Origin of the sequence: Methylotetracoccus oryzae (genome assembly GCF_006175985.1) — a bacterium.
Lineage (GTDB): Bacteria > Pseudomonadota > Gammaproteobacteria > Methylococcales > Methylococcaceae > Methylotetracoccus > Methylotetracoccus oryzae.
Window position 1 is genome coordinate 30,055 of the sequence record NZ_SRSH01000016.1, and the last position, 15,601, is coordinate 45,655.

Consider the following 15,601-nt stretch of genomic DNA (forward strand, 5'->3'; position numbering starts at 1 on the left):
CGAACCAGAGCCGTCCCGGCTTGTTTCAGTCCATCCCTGTATCGCGGGAAGCGCTGAACAGGATAGCGCTTCCCTATCGTCCCGTTCGGAACAGCCGGGATTCAAGCGCTCCTAGCGCGAGCAACAGCCACGTCGTCAGTACGAAGGGAAGGGTCAATGCGGGCAGACCGAGCAGCGGCACGTATTCGGTGATCGGGATGCACAGCATGATCCCCAGCAGCGGCGCGATCAGTGACGGACGCCACAGGAACAGCGCCAACGCCGTCAGGGGGGCGTTGTAGCCGTACAGGCCGAGAGCGATGCCCTCGGTCGGCGCGTTGTGGAACACCGCTCCCAGCACGCTCAGCATTGAGGCCGTCAGGACCCAAACCGCGTGGCGCCAGTCGTTCACGGCAATCCCGACCAGGAAGAGTAAACCGGTGCCGGCATTCGCCTGGAACTTCACCTGCCCGACACCGCGAACGATGGCGGCGAGCAGGGAATCGGCCTTCGGACCAGCCACATTCTCGACCTGAGGCAGATCGAGGGCGACCCCCAGATAGAACAGCGCCCACGTCGTGACGATGAAGGCCAGGGTGTAGGTCGGAAACGGAAGCTGACGCTGCAGCAGGCGCGCCAGCAGAGTGGTGGCGACGCAGCCCAACACCATCAACACGATGCTCGCGGATCCCAGTTCGAAAAAGAACAGAGTGGACAGCCCGACCAGGGCGGCGTTGAAACCGTAGACGCCGGCCTGCAGTGCGTCCCGGTCGAAACCCATGGCTTTGGCTGTGACCGCCCCGATGGCCGACCCGGCGACTGCGGCAACCGCCATCTGTGGCGAACTCAGGGCGATCCCTGCCGTAAACAACGCGCCCGTAGCGGCGTTCTCCTGAAAGAAGACCTGCCCCACTCCGCGAAACACTGTCTTTACTGCCGAGATAACATTGACCATGTCTGCCCCCGCGGCTTGTTGCGCTGCACCATCGATCCTGCTCGTGATCGAGCGATCCGCGACGGTCACAATTTTGAAAAAAGGCTAATTGAGACAATATTTTGTGTGAATGCGACAAAAGCTGTCAATGTGGGGTGTTCGTCGACCGCCTCGATCCGCGGAGAAGTGCCGGTACGAGCACCCGGCGGATAGGGTGTCAGTGCCCGTGTCTACGACTTCGGCAGTACGCTCGACGGGTTCCCAGCCGTTCGTCGTCGTTTGCTTCGGCGTTGACGCTCGGGTACAGTTCAGAGCGTATGGCAGCCGCGAGGACCGCCGCGTTCTTGTGCCGCATCCCGATAGTCTGACCCGAGAAGGAAACGATTCTATGAAAGTGATCCTGATACCGGCCCTGATACTGGCAGCCTTGGTGACCGCCGGTTGCGCGACGAAGACCAGTCCCTCGCAGGATTGGGCTGCCGCAGCCGAAAATGCCGACTCCGCCGCCGGCCACGAAGCGTTGGCTAAACACTTCGACGAGATTGCCGCAACAGAGGAAGCTAACGCCGAAGAGCAGCGGCGTGCCCTGGCCGACTATCAAGCGCGTCCTCATCGTTACGGCCGTCGCATCAAGGACTTGCGCGCGCGTTCGGGCGCAATGCTGCGGGATTTCGAAGCGGGCGCAGCGGATGCCAAGGCGATGGCTGAACTTCACCGCCAGATCGCGGCCGAAATGCACTGATCCTGCCGTTCAGCACATCCCCGCCAAACGCCGGCCCGGGGCCACCCGGGCCGGCGTTGTCGTATCCGGACGATGGAGTGGATACCGCCTTGGTCCTACGATTCCATCACGCCGAACAGTGCCAACTCGTATCCGACGAGTGCGCCATAGATGCCCAGAAAGCCGACGAAGATCCACTTCACACGGAGGCGTGGATGCAGCACCGGGAAATTCTTGTGGATCAACAGCATACCGACCGACGGTACGGTCAGCAGATACTTCGTCAGCAGGAAGGTGGAAACGCCCAGCGAGAGCGCATAGGCCATCACCGGATTTTCTTCGGTAGCCCCGCCGCCCAGCAACCGGAGCGTGAGCAGACCATCGAGCAGCGTCAGCACCATCAGCGCCGCCGCGGCCCAAAGGGTTTTTGTGCCGGGGTGATCGACGTAATAACCGCCGCAGGCATCGGCCGCCCGCCGGACGTGCCGCCGGCGCCCACGAAACCAATAGCGGCTGATCGCGGGTGTTGGACGTCGTCGCCGGTCGGTGAGCGCCGTTCGTTGCCATTCGAGCCCTTCGGATTCGCTAGTCACTTGCGCTGCTCCTGCCGGACCGGATAACCCTCAGAGTGTCGGGGCCACGGCGTTCGGGATGGGGGGCGATTGCATACACGCCCTTACTCTGCCATATCCAGATCGGCGTGCCCAGGGGGAAAAGGCTGCGGCAGTACAGCCTTTCCGTCGTCGGCCTCGGGCATCCCTCAGGGTATGGGCGTCATCTCGGGCTGCTCGGGCCGCTTCTGATGATTGATGGGAGTCGTAGCCGGTGCTGCTGCCGACCCGGGCGGGGCCACTTCCTTCAGGCGGGTCTCCAGGCGCGAGAAGGCGCGTTCGAGGGTCGTGTCCATGACGACCACGTTCCCGAGTGACAGGATGATGCGGGTGAGTTCGGGAATGCGCGTGTCCGCTCGCGAAACCAGATAGACCGGCTGGACGTAGAGGATCGAGTTGCCCACCGGCAGGATGATGATGCGCCCGCGGATGACTTGTGAGCCTTTCTGATCCCACAGCGTGAAGGCCTGGGCGACTTCGCTGTCCTGGTCGATCAGTGCGCTGACCTGCGACGGGCCGTCGACCTGCACGTCCTTGCTGAATTTGTAGATGACGATGTTCTTGGAATAGGGAATCCCGCACTCGTCGTTCCGCTGTGCGCCGCCAATGGCCAGCACACTCAGATTGCCGCGGCCGATCGGCGTCATCGGGCTCAGCAGCACGAAGTTGTTCATGTCGGCGCAGCTTTCCAGGTAGGTCGTCAGATAGTAGGGCTTGACGATCTGGTCCTGGACCTTCGCCATCTCCATGGTTTCGGCCTGTTGGTAGAACAATTCCGGCTCGGTCTGATGGTAGCGCGCGAAGATCTTCATCTGGATCGCGAAACTGTCGCGCGGGTAGCGCAACTGATCACGCAGCAGGGGCGGCATGTCGTTCATGTCCTTGAACACGCCCGGATACGCTCGAGCGTAGGCCCGCACATGCGGTTCCCGGGGATCGGCGACGTAATACTCGACTTTGCCGTCGAACGCGTCGACCACGATCTTGACGGAGTTCCGGATGTAGTTGAACCGCTGCTCGGTCGAGTCACCCCCGAAGCGGAACTCCGAGGCCTTGGACTCGGGATACTGGTCCGAGATCGTGTAGGCGTCCTGGATCCAGAACATGCGCGTCGGAGTGACGATGATGTATGGGTCGTTGTCCAGCTTCAGGTACGGCGTCAGCGTCCTGATCCGCTCGACGATGTTCCGACGCATCAGCAACTGGCTGTTGCCATCGATGGCCACGGAGAAAAACAGCTTTTCATCGCGGAGGTGGATTGCCGCCAACAATTTGCGAAACAGCGAACTGATCGGGATGCCGCCGGCGCCGGTGTAGTTCTGGCTCGACATCTCGTCGAAGCTCGACAGACCCACGAGATCGAGTCGATTTGGGACGATGGCATAGTCCAGTTTTTCCAGGCCGTAGTAGATGTCGGGCTTGTCGATGCTGAAGCCCACGTCGGACCGCAGGTTCAAGTCCCGCAGATACCACTGCATCGGGACGCCGCCGTCCTGAGCGGTCGGCGTGATGACGGCGCCGAATCCGTGCGTATAGCGGAGATGCAGGTTTTCCCAGGTCAGGGCGCCGGCCGGCAGGCGGTCGGTGTTGACCTCACGGGCTGCCAGATTGACCTGCTCAAGTTGTCCATTGAGCTGGTATCGTGCCGCGTCGACGTCGCTGAAGTGATAGTAGGGACGTATTCCCTGCATCTGCTGGTAGACGTCGTCGAGGAATTCGGGATCCCAGACGGGAATGTTATGGAGTGTCTGACGGATGTGCGGGTCCAGGATGTCCCACAGATCGGTTGCCGCCGTGACGTCGATGGTCTCGACGTCCGTCAGATCGTAGGCATCCAGCGTCGCTGCGATGTTGGCGCGCATGAACTCGCGCTCGGCCTTCACCGGGTTCGGCTTGACCACGAAACGGTTGATCAGGTCGGGAAGGACATCGAATTGGCGCAGACCCCAGGCTGCGGCGAACAAAGTCGCGCAGACGCTGGCCGCGATCAGACCCTTTCCGCCCCGATTGAAATGAAAGACGATGGCCATAACGCCGACGATCAGGCTCAGGATCATGACCCAGATCAGCGGCAGGTAATAGCGTATCTCGACGAAGCCCGGGCCATAAAAGACGGGCTCATGGGCCGTCGTGTGCAGCAACGCGTAGCGTTCGAGCATGAAGCCCCAGGCGACGATCAGGCCCGTGATGATCGCCAGGCCGCTCAGGTGGATCCGCGCACCCGTCGACCACGGACGCGCGGCCACCGCGGTGATCCGGTGTTCCATCCAGTACAGGCCGGCGATGCCCAGCGTCATGATGCCGAAGGCGAACAACAGCTCGCGCTGGATCAGCTTGAAAATCGGCAGTTCAAAGAGGTAGAAGCTGATGTCCTTGTGGAACACCGGGTCGCTGACGCCGGAGTTCGGGCCGAAAAAGAACAGCAGTGCCCGCTCCCAGTCGTCATAGAACGGCCACGCAATCGCAATCGCCAGCATCACCGCGAGGGGCGTGAAAACCCGTAACGATCCGGTCTGGAACAAGGCCAGCATCCGCCGCGACCGCCGCCCCTCGCTGGTGTCGGTCAGATCGTCCAGTGTCCCCTGGTCGACGCCAAGGTAGCGCGAGGCGGCGAGGAAGTTCAGGAACAGGATCAGAAAGAAAAAGATTGTGACGCCGCCGGACAGGATGTAGCGATACAACAGCCGCAGCCAGAAGTAGCCACCGAAGTCGAGCGCTTCGAACCACCACAGATCGATCAGAAAACCGGTCAGCGCGACGCCGGTGCCAAGCACCACGACAGCGAGGACCGTCGCGATCGAAAAGACGGTGATCAGCACTCGTTTCCAGTTGCGCATGACGTTTCCAGTAAAGGGTGAAGTCGATGGTCCGGCGAGAAGCCGGTCGCGCGGTTGTCTTTAATCACCGCGGAAGCCATGGGCCGCGCCGCCAGGCAGGGGCGGTCAGCGCGAAATCATACCGCGAGAAGCTTCGGCGACATAGTCACGGGGCGCGTGCGGGCTGAGGTCGAGGATCTGCCACTCTGCGGTTCGGACGGCGTGGCCAGTCGTGATGATCGATGCGCAGGAAAAGCAGCGTGCGCTGGCTTCGGAGCGGGGGAGTTGCCTGCGCGCAACCGTTCTTGGCCGGTCTCGCCGATACCGAGCCGCAACTCAGGAACGGCTGATGACTGCCGGCAGCGGGTCGGCAGGGACGCCGGCGTGCAGGGAGGGCGGGTGACTTGCCGGCTTCGCGCGCCTGCTGTCGGCGATGACGGGCGCGCGGGGTTGCCGTGGTGGCTTGAGCGAGGGGTGGCTACCGATGTCCGGTGCGCTTGCCGTCAGCGGCGGCGCTTGGCCGTGCGACCGGTACGCGGACGTTCCAGATTGACGCGCAGGTTGTTACCGCGCAGCAATTGCCCGTCCAGTCCGGAAATGGCGGCGCGCGCCTCGTGGCCTTCCATCTCGACGAAGCCGAAACCCCGGCAGCGATGAGTGAACAGATCGCGCGGTAGTTCCAGGGCGCGGACGCGGCCATAGGCGGCGAACAGTTCGGCGAACTCGGCTTCGGTACAGTCGGAAGGCAGGTTTCCTGCATAGATTCTCAGCATGACGAACTCCTATAGATTCAGGCGGTGGGCCCACGGCGACTGAGCTGCGCGGTGGGTGGATGTAGCGGCGTGTACCGGCGCGTCGCGGCGCTTTTAGGACGCTTTGTGGTCGTTGAACACTTCGTCCCGCCAGGTTGGCCCCAGTCGGCGCTCGATGTACTCTCGTATGAGCTTGCGCACCATCTGTGAAGGTGTGACGTCCTCTTCGGCGCAAAGGCGCTCGAAGGTCGCCTTTTTGTCGGGATCAACCAGCAAGGTCAGTCGTGCGGTACGATTCTCGATCGTGCTCATATGTGTTTCGTATTAACATCTGATTAGAATTTACTAGACACTGAGTGATGATAATATAAGAAAGAGATAGACATCAAATCTTAATGCCTAAGGCCGCAAAACGAGGCGCCCGCCACCGTATGTCCGCTTATCTGAGGTTGTTACCGGTGCTGGTCGGGCTGCCGCCCAGCGGCTCCCCTTTCTGATTTTCGGGGGGGCTACCGTCATGCATTCCGTTCCTCGGTGGATCCGCGCCCAGTGTGCCGAACTGACCGATAACTGGCGGCGCGATGTCGTTGCCGGATTCCTGGTATTCCTTATCGCCTTACCGCTGTGCTTCGGTATCGCCATGGCATCGGACTTTCCGCCCATGGCCGGGATCATCAGCGCGATCGTGGGCGGCCTGCTGGTTTCCCGGATGAATGGCTCGCGCCTTGGCATCAACGGACCGGCCGCGGGGTTGATCACGGTACTATTCGCTTCGGTCCATTCGCTGGGCGACGGCGATGTCTGGGCCGGCTATCGTTACACCTTGGCTGCGATCATCGTCGTCGGGGGGCTGCAGATCGGATTTGGCTGGTTCAAGGCCGGACGCTGGGCAACATTCTTTCCGGCTGCGGTGGCCCACGGCATGCTGGCCGCCATCGGCATCATCATCATTGCCCGCCAGATACATACGCTGATCGGCACCCGACCCGATTTCGAAACGCCCTGGCAGAGTTTTGTGCATCTCCCACACAGCCTCCTGCACCTGAACTCCGAGATCCTGCTGGTCGGCGGTATCGGTCTGGTCATTCTTTTCGTCTGGCCCTTGCTGGGCAATCGCGGCCTCGGCCGGATGCCGGCACCGCTGCTGGTCATATTGACCGGCTATCTGTTGGGGCGGGCTTTCGACCTGAACCAGGCCGAGCTGTACCTGGTGTCGCAGGGTGAGGAGAGCGATCTGCTCCACCGGCACGTGTACGTCACCGCCACACAGTTCCTCGCGGACATTCCCGATCGCTTCGTCGACAGTTTCGCGACCCCGGATTTTTCGAAGTCAGGCACCGCGCCGTTCTGGATGTCGGTAGCGAGCCTGTTTTTCATCGGCAGCCTGGAGTCGCTGCTGGCCGCTTCGGCCGTGGATCGGCTCGATCCGGAGCAGCGCCGCTCCGACCTCGATCGGGACCTTGCCGCCATCGGCATCGGCAACGTGGTGTCGGGTCTGATCGGCGGAATGCCGATGATCACCGAGATCGTGCGGAGCTCCGCCAATATCGGCTATGGTGCGCGCAGTCGCTGGTCCAACTTTTTCCACGGCCTGTTTCTGTTGTTGTTCGTCGCGTTCTTCCCGCACCTGATCCGCGACATCCCGCTGGCCTCCCTGGCGGCGCTGCTGATCTATGCGGGTTACCGGCTCGCCACGCCGCGGGCTTTCGCCAATTCGCTCGACGTCGGCATCGAGCAACTGGCGCTCTTCGTCATCACGATCGTCGGAATTCTGGCTACCAACATCCTGGCCGGGGTGGCCATCTCGATCGGGGTAAAGCTGCTGATCCATCGCGGGCGCGGTGTCGGGCTGAAGAACCTGTTCGAACTGTCCTACCGGGTCGTACGGGAGGGTGGCAGCACCTACCGGATCAAGATCAACGGAGCCGCAATCTTTTCCAACTTTATCGTGCTGAAGAGCGAGCTTGCGGAAATTCCGGAGGGAGTGACGCTGATTTTCGATCTGACCTATGCCTCGCTCATCGATCACACGGTGATGGATTTCCTCGACCGCTATCAGCGCGACTACATCGCGCGGGGCGGCCGCTGCGAAATTCGGGGGCTCGATCACTACGACGCGTATTCGGAGCACCCTCTGGCAGCCCGGCGCCGGAAGGCGCTGAAATAGGCCGTGGTACGAGTTAGTGAAGCGGGCTCGTTCCCCACTCGCGTAGTCGGGACGACGGCACCTCGCCGGTCGGCGACACCCTTGCCGGGACGGCATCGAAGGCGGTTCACGACAGGCGTCGCGTCGGCGGTCAGCGGGGTCGTACCAAAGCCGGGTCGATCCCGGGTTCCATGGCCACCCCCACGTGTCTGTCCGCAACGGAGTTCATGGAGGGCACCGGCTCATGACGAGGCGTGACCCCAAGCGCGGAGCCGCCCGCGTTGCGGAAACCAATACCAAGTCGCAGCGTCGTCCGGTGCTGGACGAGGACGCCGAGCATATCGCTCTGCATTTCGATCGGCGCTCCGTCCAGAGTGTCATGTACCGGAGCGACCCGGATCGTCTGGTCCTGTGCTACACGCGCCTGATGATGGCGTTTCTGCTATTCCAGCCGGCGCCCCGCGATCTGGTCATCATCGGCTTGGGGGGCGGCTCGCTGTCCAAGTATTGCTATCGGCATCTGCCGCGCACGCGCATCACGAGCGTGGAGATCAACGAGCGTGTCATCGCGCTGCGGGACAGGTTCTCGATTCCCCCGGACGACGCCCGGTTCCGGGTCGTCCACGGGAACGGAGCCGACTTCATCGCCGCTCCGCCGCACGATATCGACGTGATCCTGCTGGATGGTTTCGATATTGTCGGTCTGCCGCGCGAACTGGGCAGTCAACACTTTTACGACGGCTGCGCCGCTGCGTTGCGAGACGGTGGGGTTCTCGTTGCCAACTTCCTGGAGTCCGACGAGGGCATCGATGAGTACCTCGACCGGATGAGCACCGCGTTCGATAACCGGATGCTGACCGTCCGGTCAGACGACCGCGGCAACCGGATCGCATGCGCGGTGAAGCGAGCGCTGCTCCCGCCGCGACTCAAGGTCTTCGAACGGGCCGCCGAGCTCGAAAGGGAACATGAAATTCCGTTTCGCGTCATCGCCTCGCAACTGCTTTCGAGCCTGAAGCCGGGTGGATCAGGGGCTCCGTCACGCGAGAGCGATGCCTATGACACGGCCCGCGAGTGACGAGCCCGTCAAGCGCCGGGCCTCGCCCGCTGCCTGCGACCCATCCCGCTCGTCCGCGTGGACGCCTTGCGGTCGCCGTACCCAGTCGGCTGTGACGACGGTGCGAGCTCAACGCGGGGTAAATCCGTCAGACTTGGCAAGGCCCGATCTTGATGCGAGAGCGGGAGCGCCCTGTGTCACAATGACGGTCATGATCGGTTTCGAGTGTTGTGACCCGGCTGGAGTCGGAACGGCCAACCCACAGGCAGCAGGCATTCGCTAAAATGCTCGCAACCGTCGTTGAGTTTTGATAGCGAGTGATCGGTTCCGCCAAGCAACATTCGTGCTCCTACCCAGCCCATCGGCCCGCCATCGCTATGGGAGCTTGTTGGCTTGAGGCACTGATACCCCCTGTTTGCCTACGCATCCGTGTCGCTTCCGTCACGCGCATCCCCATGAATGAGAGAGACTTGCCGTTGCCAAAGCGATCGCACCCTGCTGCCTCCTGCCCGCTGAGCGCCCCACCCTCTCGCCGTCGACATGGCCCCCCCCCGCCCACTTGGTTGCGCGTCGCCTTGCTGCTGAGCGTATGGGGCGCGGCAAGCGGTATGAGCGCGGAAAGCGTCACCGGCGAGACGCCGGTCGTGCCCTACGATCCGACACTCAAGCTCGCCAAGGTCGTCGATGCCTCGTTCGAGAACTATCCGCAGCAGGCGCTGATTCAGGCCTCGGAACAGGAAGTCCAGGCTTTGCAGACCCGGGCTTCGAGCTGGATCGCCGGATACCCGCTGATCTTTTTGCAGTACATCGACGACACCATCATGTCCAACCAGGGCCTCGTCGAGGTGCAGAGCGGCTACCAGATTCCGATCTGGATGTGGGGCCAGAAGGATGCCAGTCAGAAGGTGGCCGACCAGGCGGCGCAAAGCACGGCGGCCTTCGGCAAGGCGGTCAAGCACGAAGTGGCTGGGCTGGTGCGGGATGCCTTGTGGAACATCAAGCTGGCCGAGAACCGCTATGACACGGCGCGCCAGGTCTATGAGGTGGCTACGCGGCTGGTGTCTACGGTGGCGCGCCGGGTCGAACTGGGCGATCTGTCCCGTTCGGACCTGCTGATGGCCGAAAGTGACGCGCTGGAAAAGAAGACACTGGTGGGGCAAACGGAGCTGGATCTGATCAAGGCCTATCAGGCTTATACCAATGTGACCCGCCAGCAGAAGGTGCCGGTCGAGTTCACCGAAAAGCAGAGCCCGACGGATGCGATCGTTGAGTCCCATCCCTCCGTTTCCGCCGTGAATGCGATGATTGAGCGGGCTCAGGCCCAGGTCGAATGGACGCGGATCTACAAACAGGGCAATCAGCCAAGTGTTCTCGTCGGCACCAATCACGCGCGCACCTTCGACGGTGAGTCCATGAACAGCGGTTCGAATCTCGTGGTCCAGATCCCGATTGGCGGCGACGACTGGAATCAGCCGTTCGTGGCCGAGGCCAATCTGGCGCTGAACCAGAAGATCGTCGAACGCGACACCCTGATGCGCGAGTTGAACAAGGCGCTGGCCGCGATCCGCCGCAGCATCGAGACGGATCGAGCGCTGCTCGAGATCGCCGAGCGCCGGCGGGAGATTGCCGAAACCCAGATCCGGATGAACCAGCTCGCCTTCGAATCGGGAGAAATCGAGTTGATCAACTTTCTGAGGATCCAGTCCACGGCACAGACGACGATCCGCGATGCGCGCGAGCGTGCGATCCTGCTGCAGCGTGATCTCGCGGTCTACAACCAGGTCGTCGGGGTCACCCCTTGATCTCTCGCTGGCTGGTTGTCGCCATGACGCTGGTCGCCACCGGGGTCACGGCTGACGATCTGGTCAGTCTCTCCGACCAGCAGATCGAACACCTCGCCATCCGGACTATCGTTCCGGAGCGCGTGAGCTCGCTGCCGCTGGCCTGGGCCCCGGGACGGATCGTCGTGCCGCCGCAGAACGAGTTCCTCGTCAGCGCGCCGCAGGCCGGCCTGGTCAGCAAGGTCGACGTCGCGCTGGGCGCTTCGGTGCGGGCAGGTCAGGTGTTGGCCGAGATGCAGAGTCCCAGTCTGTTGGCGCAGCAGCGCGACCTGCTCAATGCGGTGACCGAGTTCCAACTCGCCGAAAGGCAATTGCAGCGCGATCAGACGCTATTGAGCGAGGGCATCATTTCGCGCATTCGCTGGCAGGAGACCAAGAGCCGTTTCGACAAGGCGCAGACTCAGCTGCGAGAAACCGAGCAGGTGCTGACCTTGTCCGGTTTGCCCGCCGACGAGTTGAAGCAACTCGAAGCGACGCGGCGGCTCAGCGACACGCTGAAGCTCCGTTCGCCGGTCAACGGCGTCCTGCTGGAGCGCATGGCGGTCGCCGGGCAGCGCGTCGACATCCTGACGCCGCTGTTTCGCGTCGCCAATCTTGACGAGCTCTGGCTGGAGATCAGCGTGCCGCAGGAGCGGGCCAATGAAATTCGCATCGGGGACCGCGTCACGCTGGACAACCCGAAGCTCAGCGGCCGGATCACCCAGGTCAGTCGCAACATCAATCCGAATAGCCAGAGTGTGCTGGTTCGTTCGGTCATCGAGAAGCGGGCCTCCGGCGTCCTGGCGGGGCAAAACGTCAACGTGCTGATCTCGCATGCCAGCACGGACTACATCGTCCGCTTGCCGACGGCCGCGCTCGTCAGCCAGGAGGGTCGACAGTACATGTTCGTCCGGGCACCGGGGGGATTTGCGGTCCGTCCCGTGGCTGTTGCCGGGGTCGAGGCGCGGGATGTCGTCGTGCATGAAGGCTTGAAGAAGGGCGATGAAGTCGTCGTCCAGGGGGTTGCGGCGCTGAAGGCGGCCTGGTTGGGCATGGGCTCGGGAGGCTAGCTTGACGCGGCTGATCGAGTTCGCGCTGAGCCAGCGCGTGCTGGTGCTGGCGCTCGCCGTTTTGCTGGCCGGCGCCGGTTACTTTGCCGCCATGGAACTGCCGATCGATGCGTTTCCGGATGTGTCGCCCACTCAGGTCAAGATCATCGTCAAGGCGCCCGGCATGACGCCGGAGGAAGTCGAGAGCCGTATCGCGGCGCCGATCGAAGTCGAATTGCTCGGTATTCCGAAGCAGGTCATGCTGCGCTCGCTGTCGAAGTATGCACTGACCGACATCACGCTGGACTTCGCCGAAGGCACGGACATCTACTGGGCCCGCCAGCAGGTCGCGGAGCGGCTCAATGGGGTATGGGGCTCGCTGCCCGACGGCGTCCAGGGGGGTATCGCTCCGATGACGACGCCGCTGGGAGAGATGTTCATGTTCACGGTCGAGGGTGGCGACCTGACCCTGATGGAGCGGCGCAACCTGCTGGACTGGGTGATCCGGCCGGCGCTCCGGACCGTCCCCGGTGTGGCTGATGTCAACGTGCTCGGCGGCCTGGTGCGCAGTTACGAGGTGATCCCCGACAATGCCCGGATGACCTCCCGCGGCGTCACGGTCGATGAACTGATCGCCGCGCTGCATGCGAACAACCGCGATGACGGAGCGGGCCGGCTCGGCGAGGGAGAGGAGACCCTGCTGGTTCGCGTTCAGGGCCGGATTCGCAGTCTGGAGGATGCGCGCGCGATCGTCGTCACCCAACGCGACGGGATCGCGATCACGGTCGGTGACGTGGCGGAAGTCCGGATTGGCGCGCTGACCCGCTACGGTGCGGTCAGTCAGGACGGCGAACGGGAGGTGACCGAGGGCCTGGTGCTGAGCCTGCGCGGCGCCAATGCGCGGCAGGTCATAGCGGACCTGCAGGCCAAGATACTCGAGATCCAGCCGGCACTGCCTCCCGGGGTTCGTCTCGATGTGTTCTACGATCGCGGCAAGCTGGTCAATCGCGCTATCGGCACGATGGTCAGGGCCCTGGTCGAAGCCACTGTCCTCGTCGTCATATTGCTGGTGCTGTTCCTGGGTGAGATCCGGGCGGCCCTGACGGTGGCGGCCATCCTGCCGCTCGCCGCGCTCTTCACGTTCCTGCTGATGCGGCAATTCGACCTGACGGCGAATCTGATGAGTCTCGGCGGTCTGGCGATCGCGATCGGCAAGCTGGTCGATCCGGCCGTCGTCGTGGTGGAGAACGTTACGACCCACCTGGCTGAAGGCGATGAGACGAAAGTGCCGCGTCTGCATCTGATCTACCGGGCCATGCGCGAGGTCGCGGCGCCGGTCGTCTCGGGTTCGATCATTATCGGCATCGTGTTCGTCCCGCTGCTGACGCTGGAGGGGCTGGAAGGCAAGCTTTTCCGCCCGGTCGCGTTCACGAATGTGTTTGCCATGGGCGGCTCGCTGTTGTTGTCGCTGTTCGTGATTCCCGTCGTCGCCTCATTCGTGATGGGACGGGTGGCGCACGGCGAACCGTGGCTGGCCCGGAAGCTCCATCAACTGTACGAACCCGTGCTCGTCAAGTGCCTCGCGCACCCGCGCGTGGTCATGGCCTGCGCAGCGCTGCTGCTGGCCGCGACAGCACTGGCCTACTTCCAGATCGGCAAGACCTTCATGCCGACCATGGACGAGGGTGACATCATCGTGCAGGTGGAGAAACTGCCGTCGATTACGCTGGACCAGTCGATTCGGATGGACCAGCGCATCCAGAAAGCCATCCTGGAGCATGTCCCGGAAGTCACCCGCATCGTGTCGCGCGTCGGTGCCGACGAGATCGGTCTCGATCCGATGGGTCTGAACGAGACGGACACCTTTCTCGTGCTCAAGCCCGAGGACACGTGGGGCGTGGGGAGCAAGGAGGAACTGATCGACAAGATCCGGACCGTGCTCGATACGCTGCCCGGGATCGCCTATGGGTTCACGCAACCGATCCAGATGCGAGTCACGGAGATGCTGACCGGCGTGCGCGGCGACGTGGCGGTCAAACTCTACGGAACCGAGCTGGACGTGCTGAACGAAAAGGCCGAGGAGATCGCCGGTGTGTTGCGCAAGATTTCCGGGGCATCAGACGTGTTCACGGCCCGCAATGCCGGCATGCAGTACCTTCAGGTGCGTATCGACCGTCTCGCTGCGGGTCGGCTGGGCCTGGATGTCGACACCGTCGCGCAGGTATTGCGGGCGCAAATCGAGGGGCTGCGCCTGGGCATCGTGCAGGAAGGCATCCAGCGCACGCCGCTGCTGATCCGCGGCGCCGGCGATCCCGCCCATTTTTCGACGTTGCAGGTGTCGCTGCCCAATGGCGATCGAGTGCCTCTGTCGGCGATCGCCCGCATCGAACGCGTCGAGGGCGTGGTGTCGATCGCGCGGGAGCGAGGACAACGCTATTCGGTCGTTCGCTCGAATGTTCAGGGGCGCGATCTCGTCGGTTTCGTCGATGAGGCCAAGCAGGCCGTCGAGCAGCAGGTTCAACTGCCGCAGGGCTACTACCTGACCTGGGGTGGGCAGTTCGAAAATCAGCAGCGCGCGGCGGCACGCCTGACACTGGTGATTCCGGTGTCGATCGGGCTGATTTTCATGTTGCTCTTCGGAACCTTCGGGTCGGTGCGGCAGGCCGTGCTGGTGCTGTCGAACATTCCACTGGCGCTGATCGGCGGGGTGTTCGGTCTGTGGATTTCGGGGGAGTACCTGTCGGTGTCAGCCTCGGTCGGATTCATTTCGCTGCTGGGCATCGCCGTACTTAACGGCATCGTGATGGTGAGCTACTTCAACCGGTTGCGCTCGATCGGCATGGCCATGCACGAGGTCGTGGTGATTGGCGCAGTCCGTCGTCTGCGTCCGGTTCTGATGACCGCGAGTATCGCTGCGTTCGGCCTGCTGCCCTTGCTGTATGCGACCGGCCCTGGCTCCGAGATTCAGCGGCCGCTGGCCGTGGTCGGTGTCGGTGGTCTTGTGACGTCGACCATGCTGACGCTGATCTTGCTGCCCATACTGTACCGCCGCTTTGGCGAAGCGCCACGGGTGCCGAATGACTGAGGGTTACCTGTTGCTCTCGTTGACTGTTCCGCCCAAGCTCGAAGAGTCGCTCATCGACTGGCTGCTGGACTTCGATTCTCGCTGCGGGTTTACGAGCTTCCCGGTCAACGGCCATTCGGGCCGATCGGACGGGTTGACGCTCGCGGAGCAGGTCAGCGGCCGCAAGCAGAATGTGCGTTTCGAAATCTGTCTGCCGCAAGCGGAGGTCGACCGGCTGATCGACGCGCTGTGCCGTGACTTCTCGAACACGGGCGTCGTCTATTGGGTCACGTCAGTCGTGCGTTTCGGCCGCGCCGAACCTGCGGGTGGCGATGAACGCCCGGCGGCGTGCACCGCGCTCAACGCCGCGGGCAGCGACTGAGGTTTCAGTCCGGCGTGGGAGCGCGGTCGCGGCGCATGGGCCGCGGCCTTGAACGTCAGCGCGAGCCGGTCGGAGGAGCGCCGGCGGTCACCGCGCTGCGTCCGGACACCTGATCCCAGGCTTCGTCCTCGGTGGGGGCATCGGCGGCGTATTTCTTGACGAGGTATTCGACGAAGTCGAGCACCTGCCTCTGGTTTTCGCGCGACAGCAGGGCGGATTGCCGGGAGATTTCATCGATCAGGTTCATTGGCAGTTACGTCCTTCAGTTTCTTG

Annotated in this window: 13 protein-coding genes; 7 read left to right on the top strand and 6 right to left on the bottom strand. The window is 62.9% G+C overall.

Annotation, left to right across the window (positions count from 1 at the left end; genetic code table 11):
- Positions 1-73: 73 nt before the first annotated feature.
- The gene (locus BWR02_RS15540; RefSeq protein ID WP_139558843.1) at positions 74-934 is read right to left on the bottom strand and encodes an urea transporter; all 861 of its coding nucleotides are present in this window, start codon (positions 932-934) and stop codon (positions 74-76) included.
- A gap of 367 nt (positions 935-1,301) precedes the next feature.
- Between BWR02_RS15540 and BWR02_RS15545 the strand changes: the two genes are divergently transcribed.
- Positions 1,302-1,655: a hypothetical protein gene (locus tag BWR02_RS15545; RefSeq protein WP_129883885.1), complete on the top strand. Its 354-nt coding sequence runs from the start codon at positions 1,302-1,304 to the stop codon at positions 1,653-1,655.
- 95 nt (positions 1,656-1,750) lie between these two features.
- Here the strand turns inward: BWR02_RS15545 and BWR02_RS15550 are convergent, their stop codons facing one another.
- The 4 genes from BWR02_RS15550 to BWR02_RS15565 all read right to left on the bottom strand — a co-directional run bounded on the left by BWR02_RS15550 (position 1,751) and on the right by BWR02_RS15565 (position 6,125).
- The gene (locus tag BWR02_RS15550) at positions 1,751-2,227 is read right to left on the bottom strand and encodes a DUF5658 family protein (protein WP_139558844.1); all 477 of its coding nucleotides are present in this window, start codon (positions 2,225-2,227) and stop codon (positions 1,751-1,753) included.
- 167 nt (positions 2,228-2,394) lie between these two features.
- A complete protein-coding gene (locus BWR02_RS15555; RefSeq protein WP_139558845.1) occupies positions 2,395-5,082 on the bottom strand; it encodes a UPF0182 family protein in 2,688 nt (895 codons plus the stop codon).
- Between the two features lie 482 nt (positions 5,083-5,564).
- A complete protein-coding gene (locus BWR02_RS15560) occupies positions 5,565-5,834 on the bottom strand; it encodes an RNA recognition motif domain-containing protein (RefSeq protein ID WP_139558846.1) in 270 nt (89 codons plus the stop codon).
- Between the two features lie 93 nt (positions 5,835-5,927).
- Complete coding sequence (locus BWR02_RS15565; RefSeq protein ID WP_236102304.1) at positions 5,928-6,125, bottom strand: ribbon-helix-helix protein; 198 nt, start codon at positions 6,123-6,125, stop codon at positions 5,928-5,930.
- Between the two features lie 205 nt (positions 6,126-6,330).
- Here BWR02_RS15565 and BWR02_RS15570 point away from each other — a divergent pair, with 205 nt between their 5' ends.
- From BWR02_RS15570 to BWR02_RS15595, 6 genes are all read left to right on the top strand, one after another.
- Entirely contained in the window at positions 6,331-7,980 is a 1,650-nt protein-coding gene (locus BWR02_RS15570) for a SulP family inorganic anion transporter (RefSeq protein WP_139558847.1), read from the top strand.
- A gap of 223 nt (positions 7,981-8,203) precedes the next feature.
- Positions 8,204-9,034 (top strand): spermine/spermidine synthase domain-containing protein, encoded by an 831-nt coding sequence (locus BWR02_RS15575; RefSeq protein WP_139558848.1) that lies wholly within the window; start codon positions 8,204-8,206, stop codon positions 9,032-9,034.
- Between the two features lie 587 nt (positions 9,035-9,621).
- Entirely contained in the window at positions 9,622-10,815 is a 1,194-nt protein-coding gene (locus tag BWR02_RS15580) for a TolC family protein (protein WP_139558849.1), read from the top strand.
- A gap of 23 nt (positions 10,816-10,838) precedes the next feature.
- On the top strand, positions 10,839-11,903 hold the full coding sequence (locus tag BWR02_RS15585; protein WP_139558850.1) for an efflux RND transporter periplasmic adaptor subunit: 1,065 nt from the start codon (positions 10,839-10,841) through the stop codon (positions 11,901-11,903).
- Between the two features lies 1 nt (position 11,904).
- Entirely contained in the window at positions 11,905-14,967 is a 3,063-nt protein-coding gene (locus BWR02_RS15590) for an efflux RND transporter permease subunit (protein ID WP_139558851.1), read from the top strand.
- Positions 14,960-15,328, top strand: coding sequence for a DUF3240 family protein (locus BWR02_RS15595; RefSeq protein ID WP_139558852.1), 369 nt, complete (start codon positions 14,960-14,962; stop codon positions 15,326-15,328). Before BWR02_RS15590 ends, BWR02_RS15595 begins: the two co-directional genes overlap by 8 nt.
- Positions 15,329-15,383: 55 nt before the next feature.
- Here BWR02_RS15595 and BWR02_RS15600 read toward each other — a convergent pair whose 3' ends face one another.
- A complete protein-coding gene (locus BWR02_RS15600) occupies positions 15,384-15,575 on the bottom strand; it encodes a hypothetical protein (RefSeq protein WP_139558853.1) in 192 nt (63 codons plus the stop codon).
- Between the last annotated feature and the right edge of the window lie 26 nt (positions 15,576-15,601).

What these genes read in the sequence shown, in the direction of transcription:
- BWR02_RS15540 (WP_139558843.1), bottom strand. Translation starts at nt 934, where the DNA reads ATGGTCAATGTTATCTCGGCAGTAAAGACAGTGTTTCGCGGAGTGGGG.
- BWR02_RS15545 (WP_129883885.1), top strand. Translation starts at nt 1,302, where the DNA reads ATGAAAGTGATCCTGATACCGGCCCTGATACTGGCAGCCTTGGTGACC.
- BWR02_RS15595 (WP_139558852.1), top strand. Translation starts at nt 14,960, where the DNA reads ATGACTGAGGGTTACCTGTTGCTCTCGTTGACTGTTCCGCCCAAGCTC.
- BWR02_RS15570 (WP_139558847.1), top strand. Translation starts at nt 6,331, where the DNA reads ATGCATTCCGTTCCTCGGTGGATCCGCGCCCAGTGTGCCGAACTGACC.
- BWR02_RS15565 (WP_236102304.1), bottom strand. Translation starts at nt 6,125, where the DNA reads ATGAGCACGATCGAGAATCGTACCGCACGACTGACCTTGCTGGTTGAT.
- BWR02_RS15555 (WP_139558845.1), bottom strand. Translation starts at nt 5,082, where the DNA reads ATGCGCAACTGGAAACGAGTGCTGATCACCGTCTTTTCGATCGCGACG.
- BWR02_RS15585 (WP_139558850.1), top strand. Translation starts at nt 10,839, where the DNA reads ATGACGCTGGTCGCCACCGGGGTCACGGCTGACGATCTGGTCAGTCTC.
- BWR02_RS15560 (WP_139558846.1), bottom strand. Translation starts at nt 5,834, where the DNA reads ATGCTGAGAATCTATGCAGGAAACCTGCCTTCCGACTGTACCGAAGCC.
- BWR02_RS15580 (WP_139558849.1), top strand. Translation starts at nt 9,622, where the DNA reads ATGAGCGCGGAAAGCGTCACCGGCGAGACGCCGGTCGTGCCCTACGAT.
- BWR02_RS15600 (WP_139558853.1), bottom strand. Translation starts at nt 15,575, where the DNA reads ATGAACCTGATCGATGAAATCTCCCGGCAATCCGCCCTGCTGTCGCGC.
- BWR02_RS15575 (WP_139558848.1), top strand. Translation starts at nt 8,204, where the DNA reads ATGACGAGGCGTGACCCCAAGCGCGGAGCCGCCCGCGTTGCGGAAACC.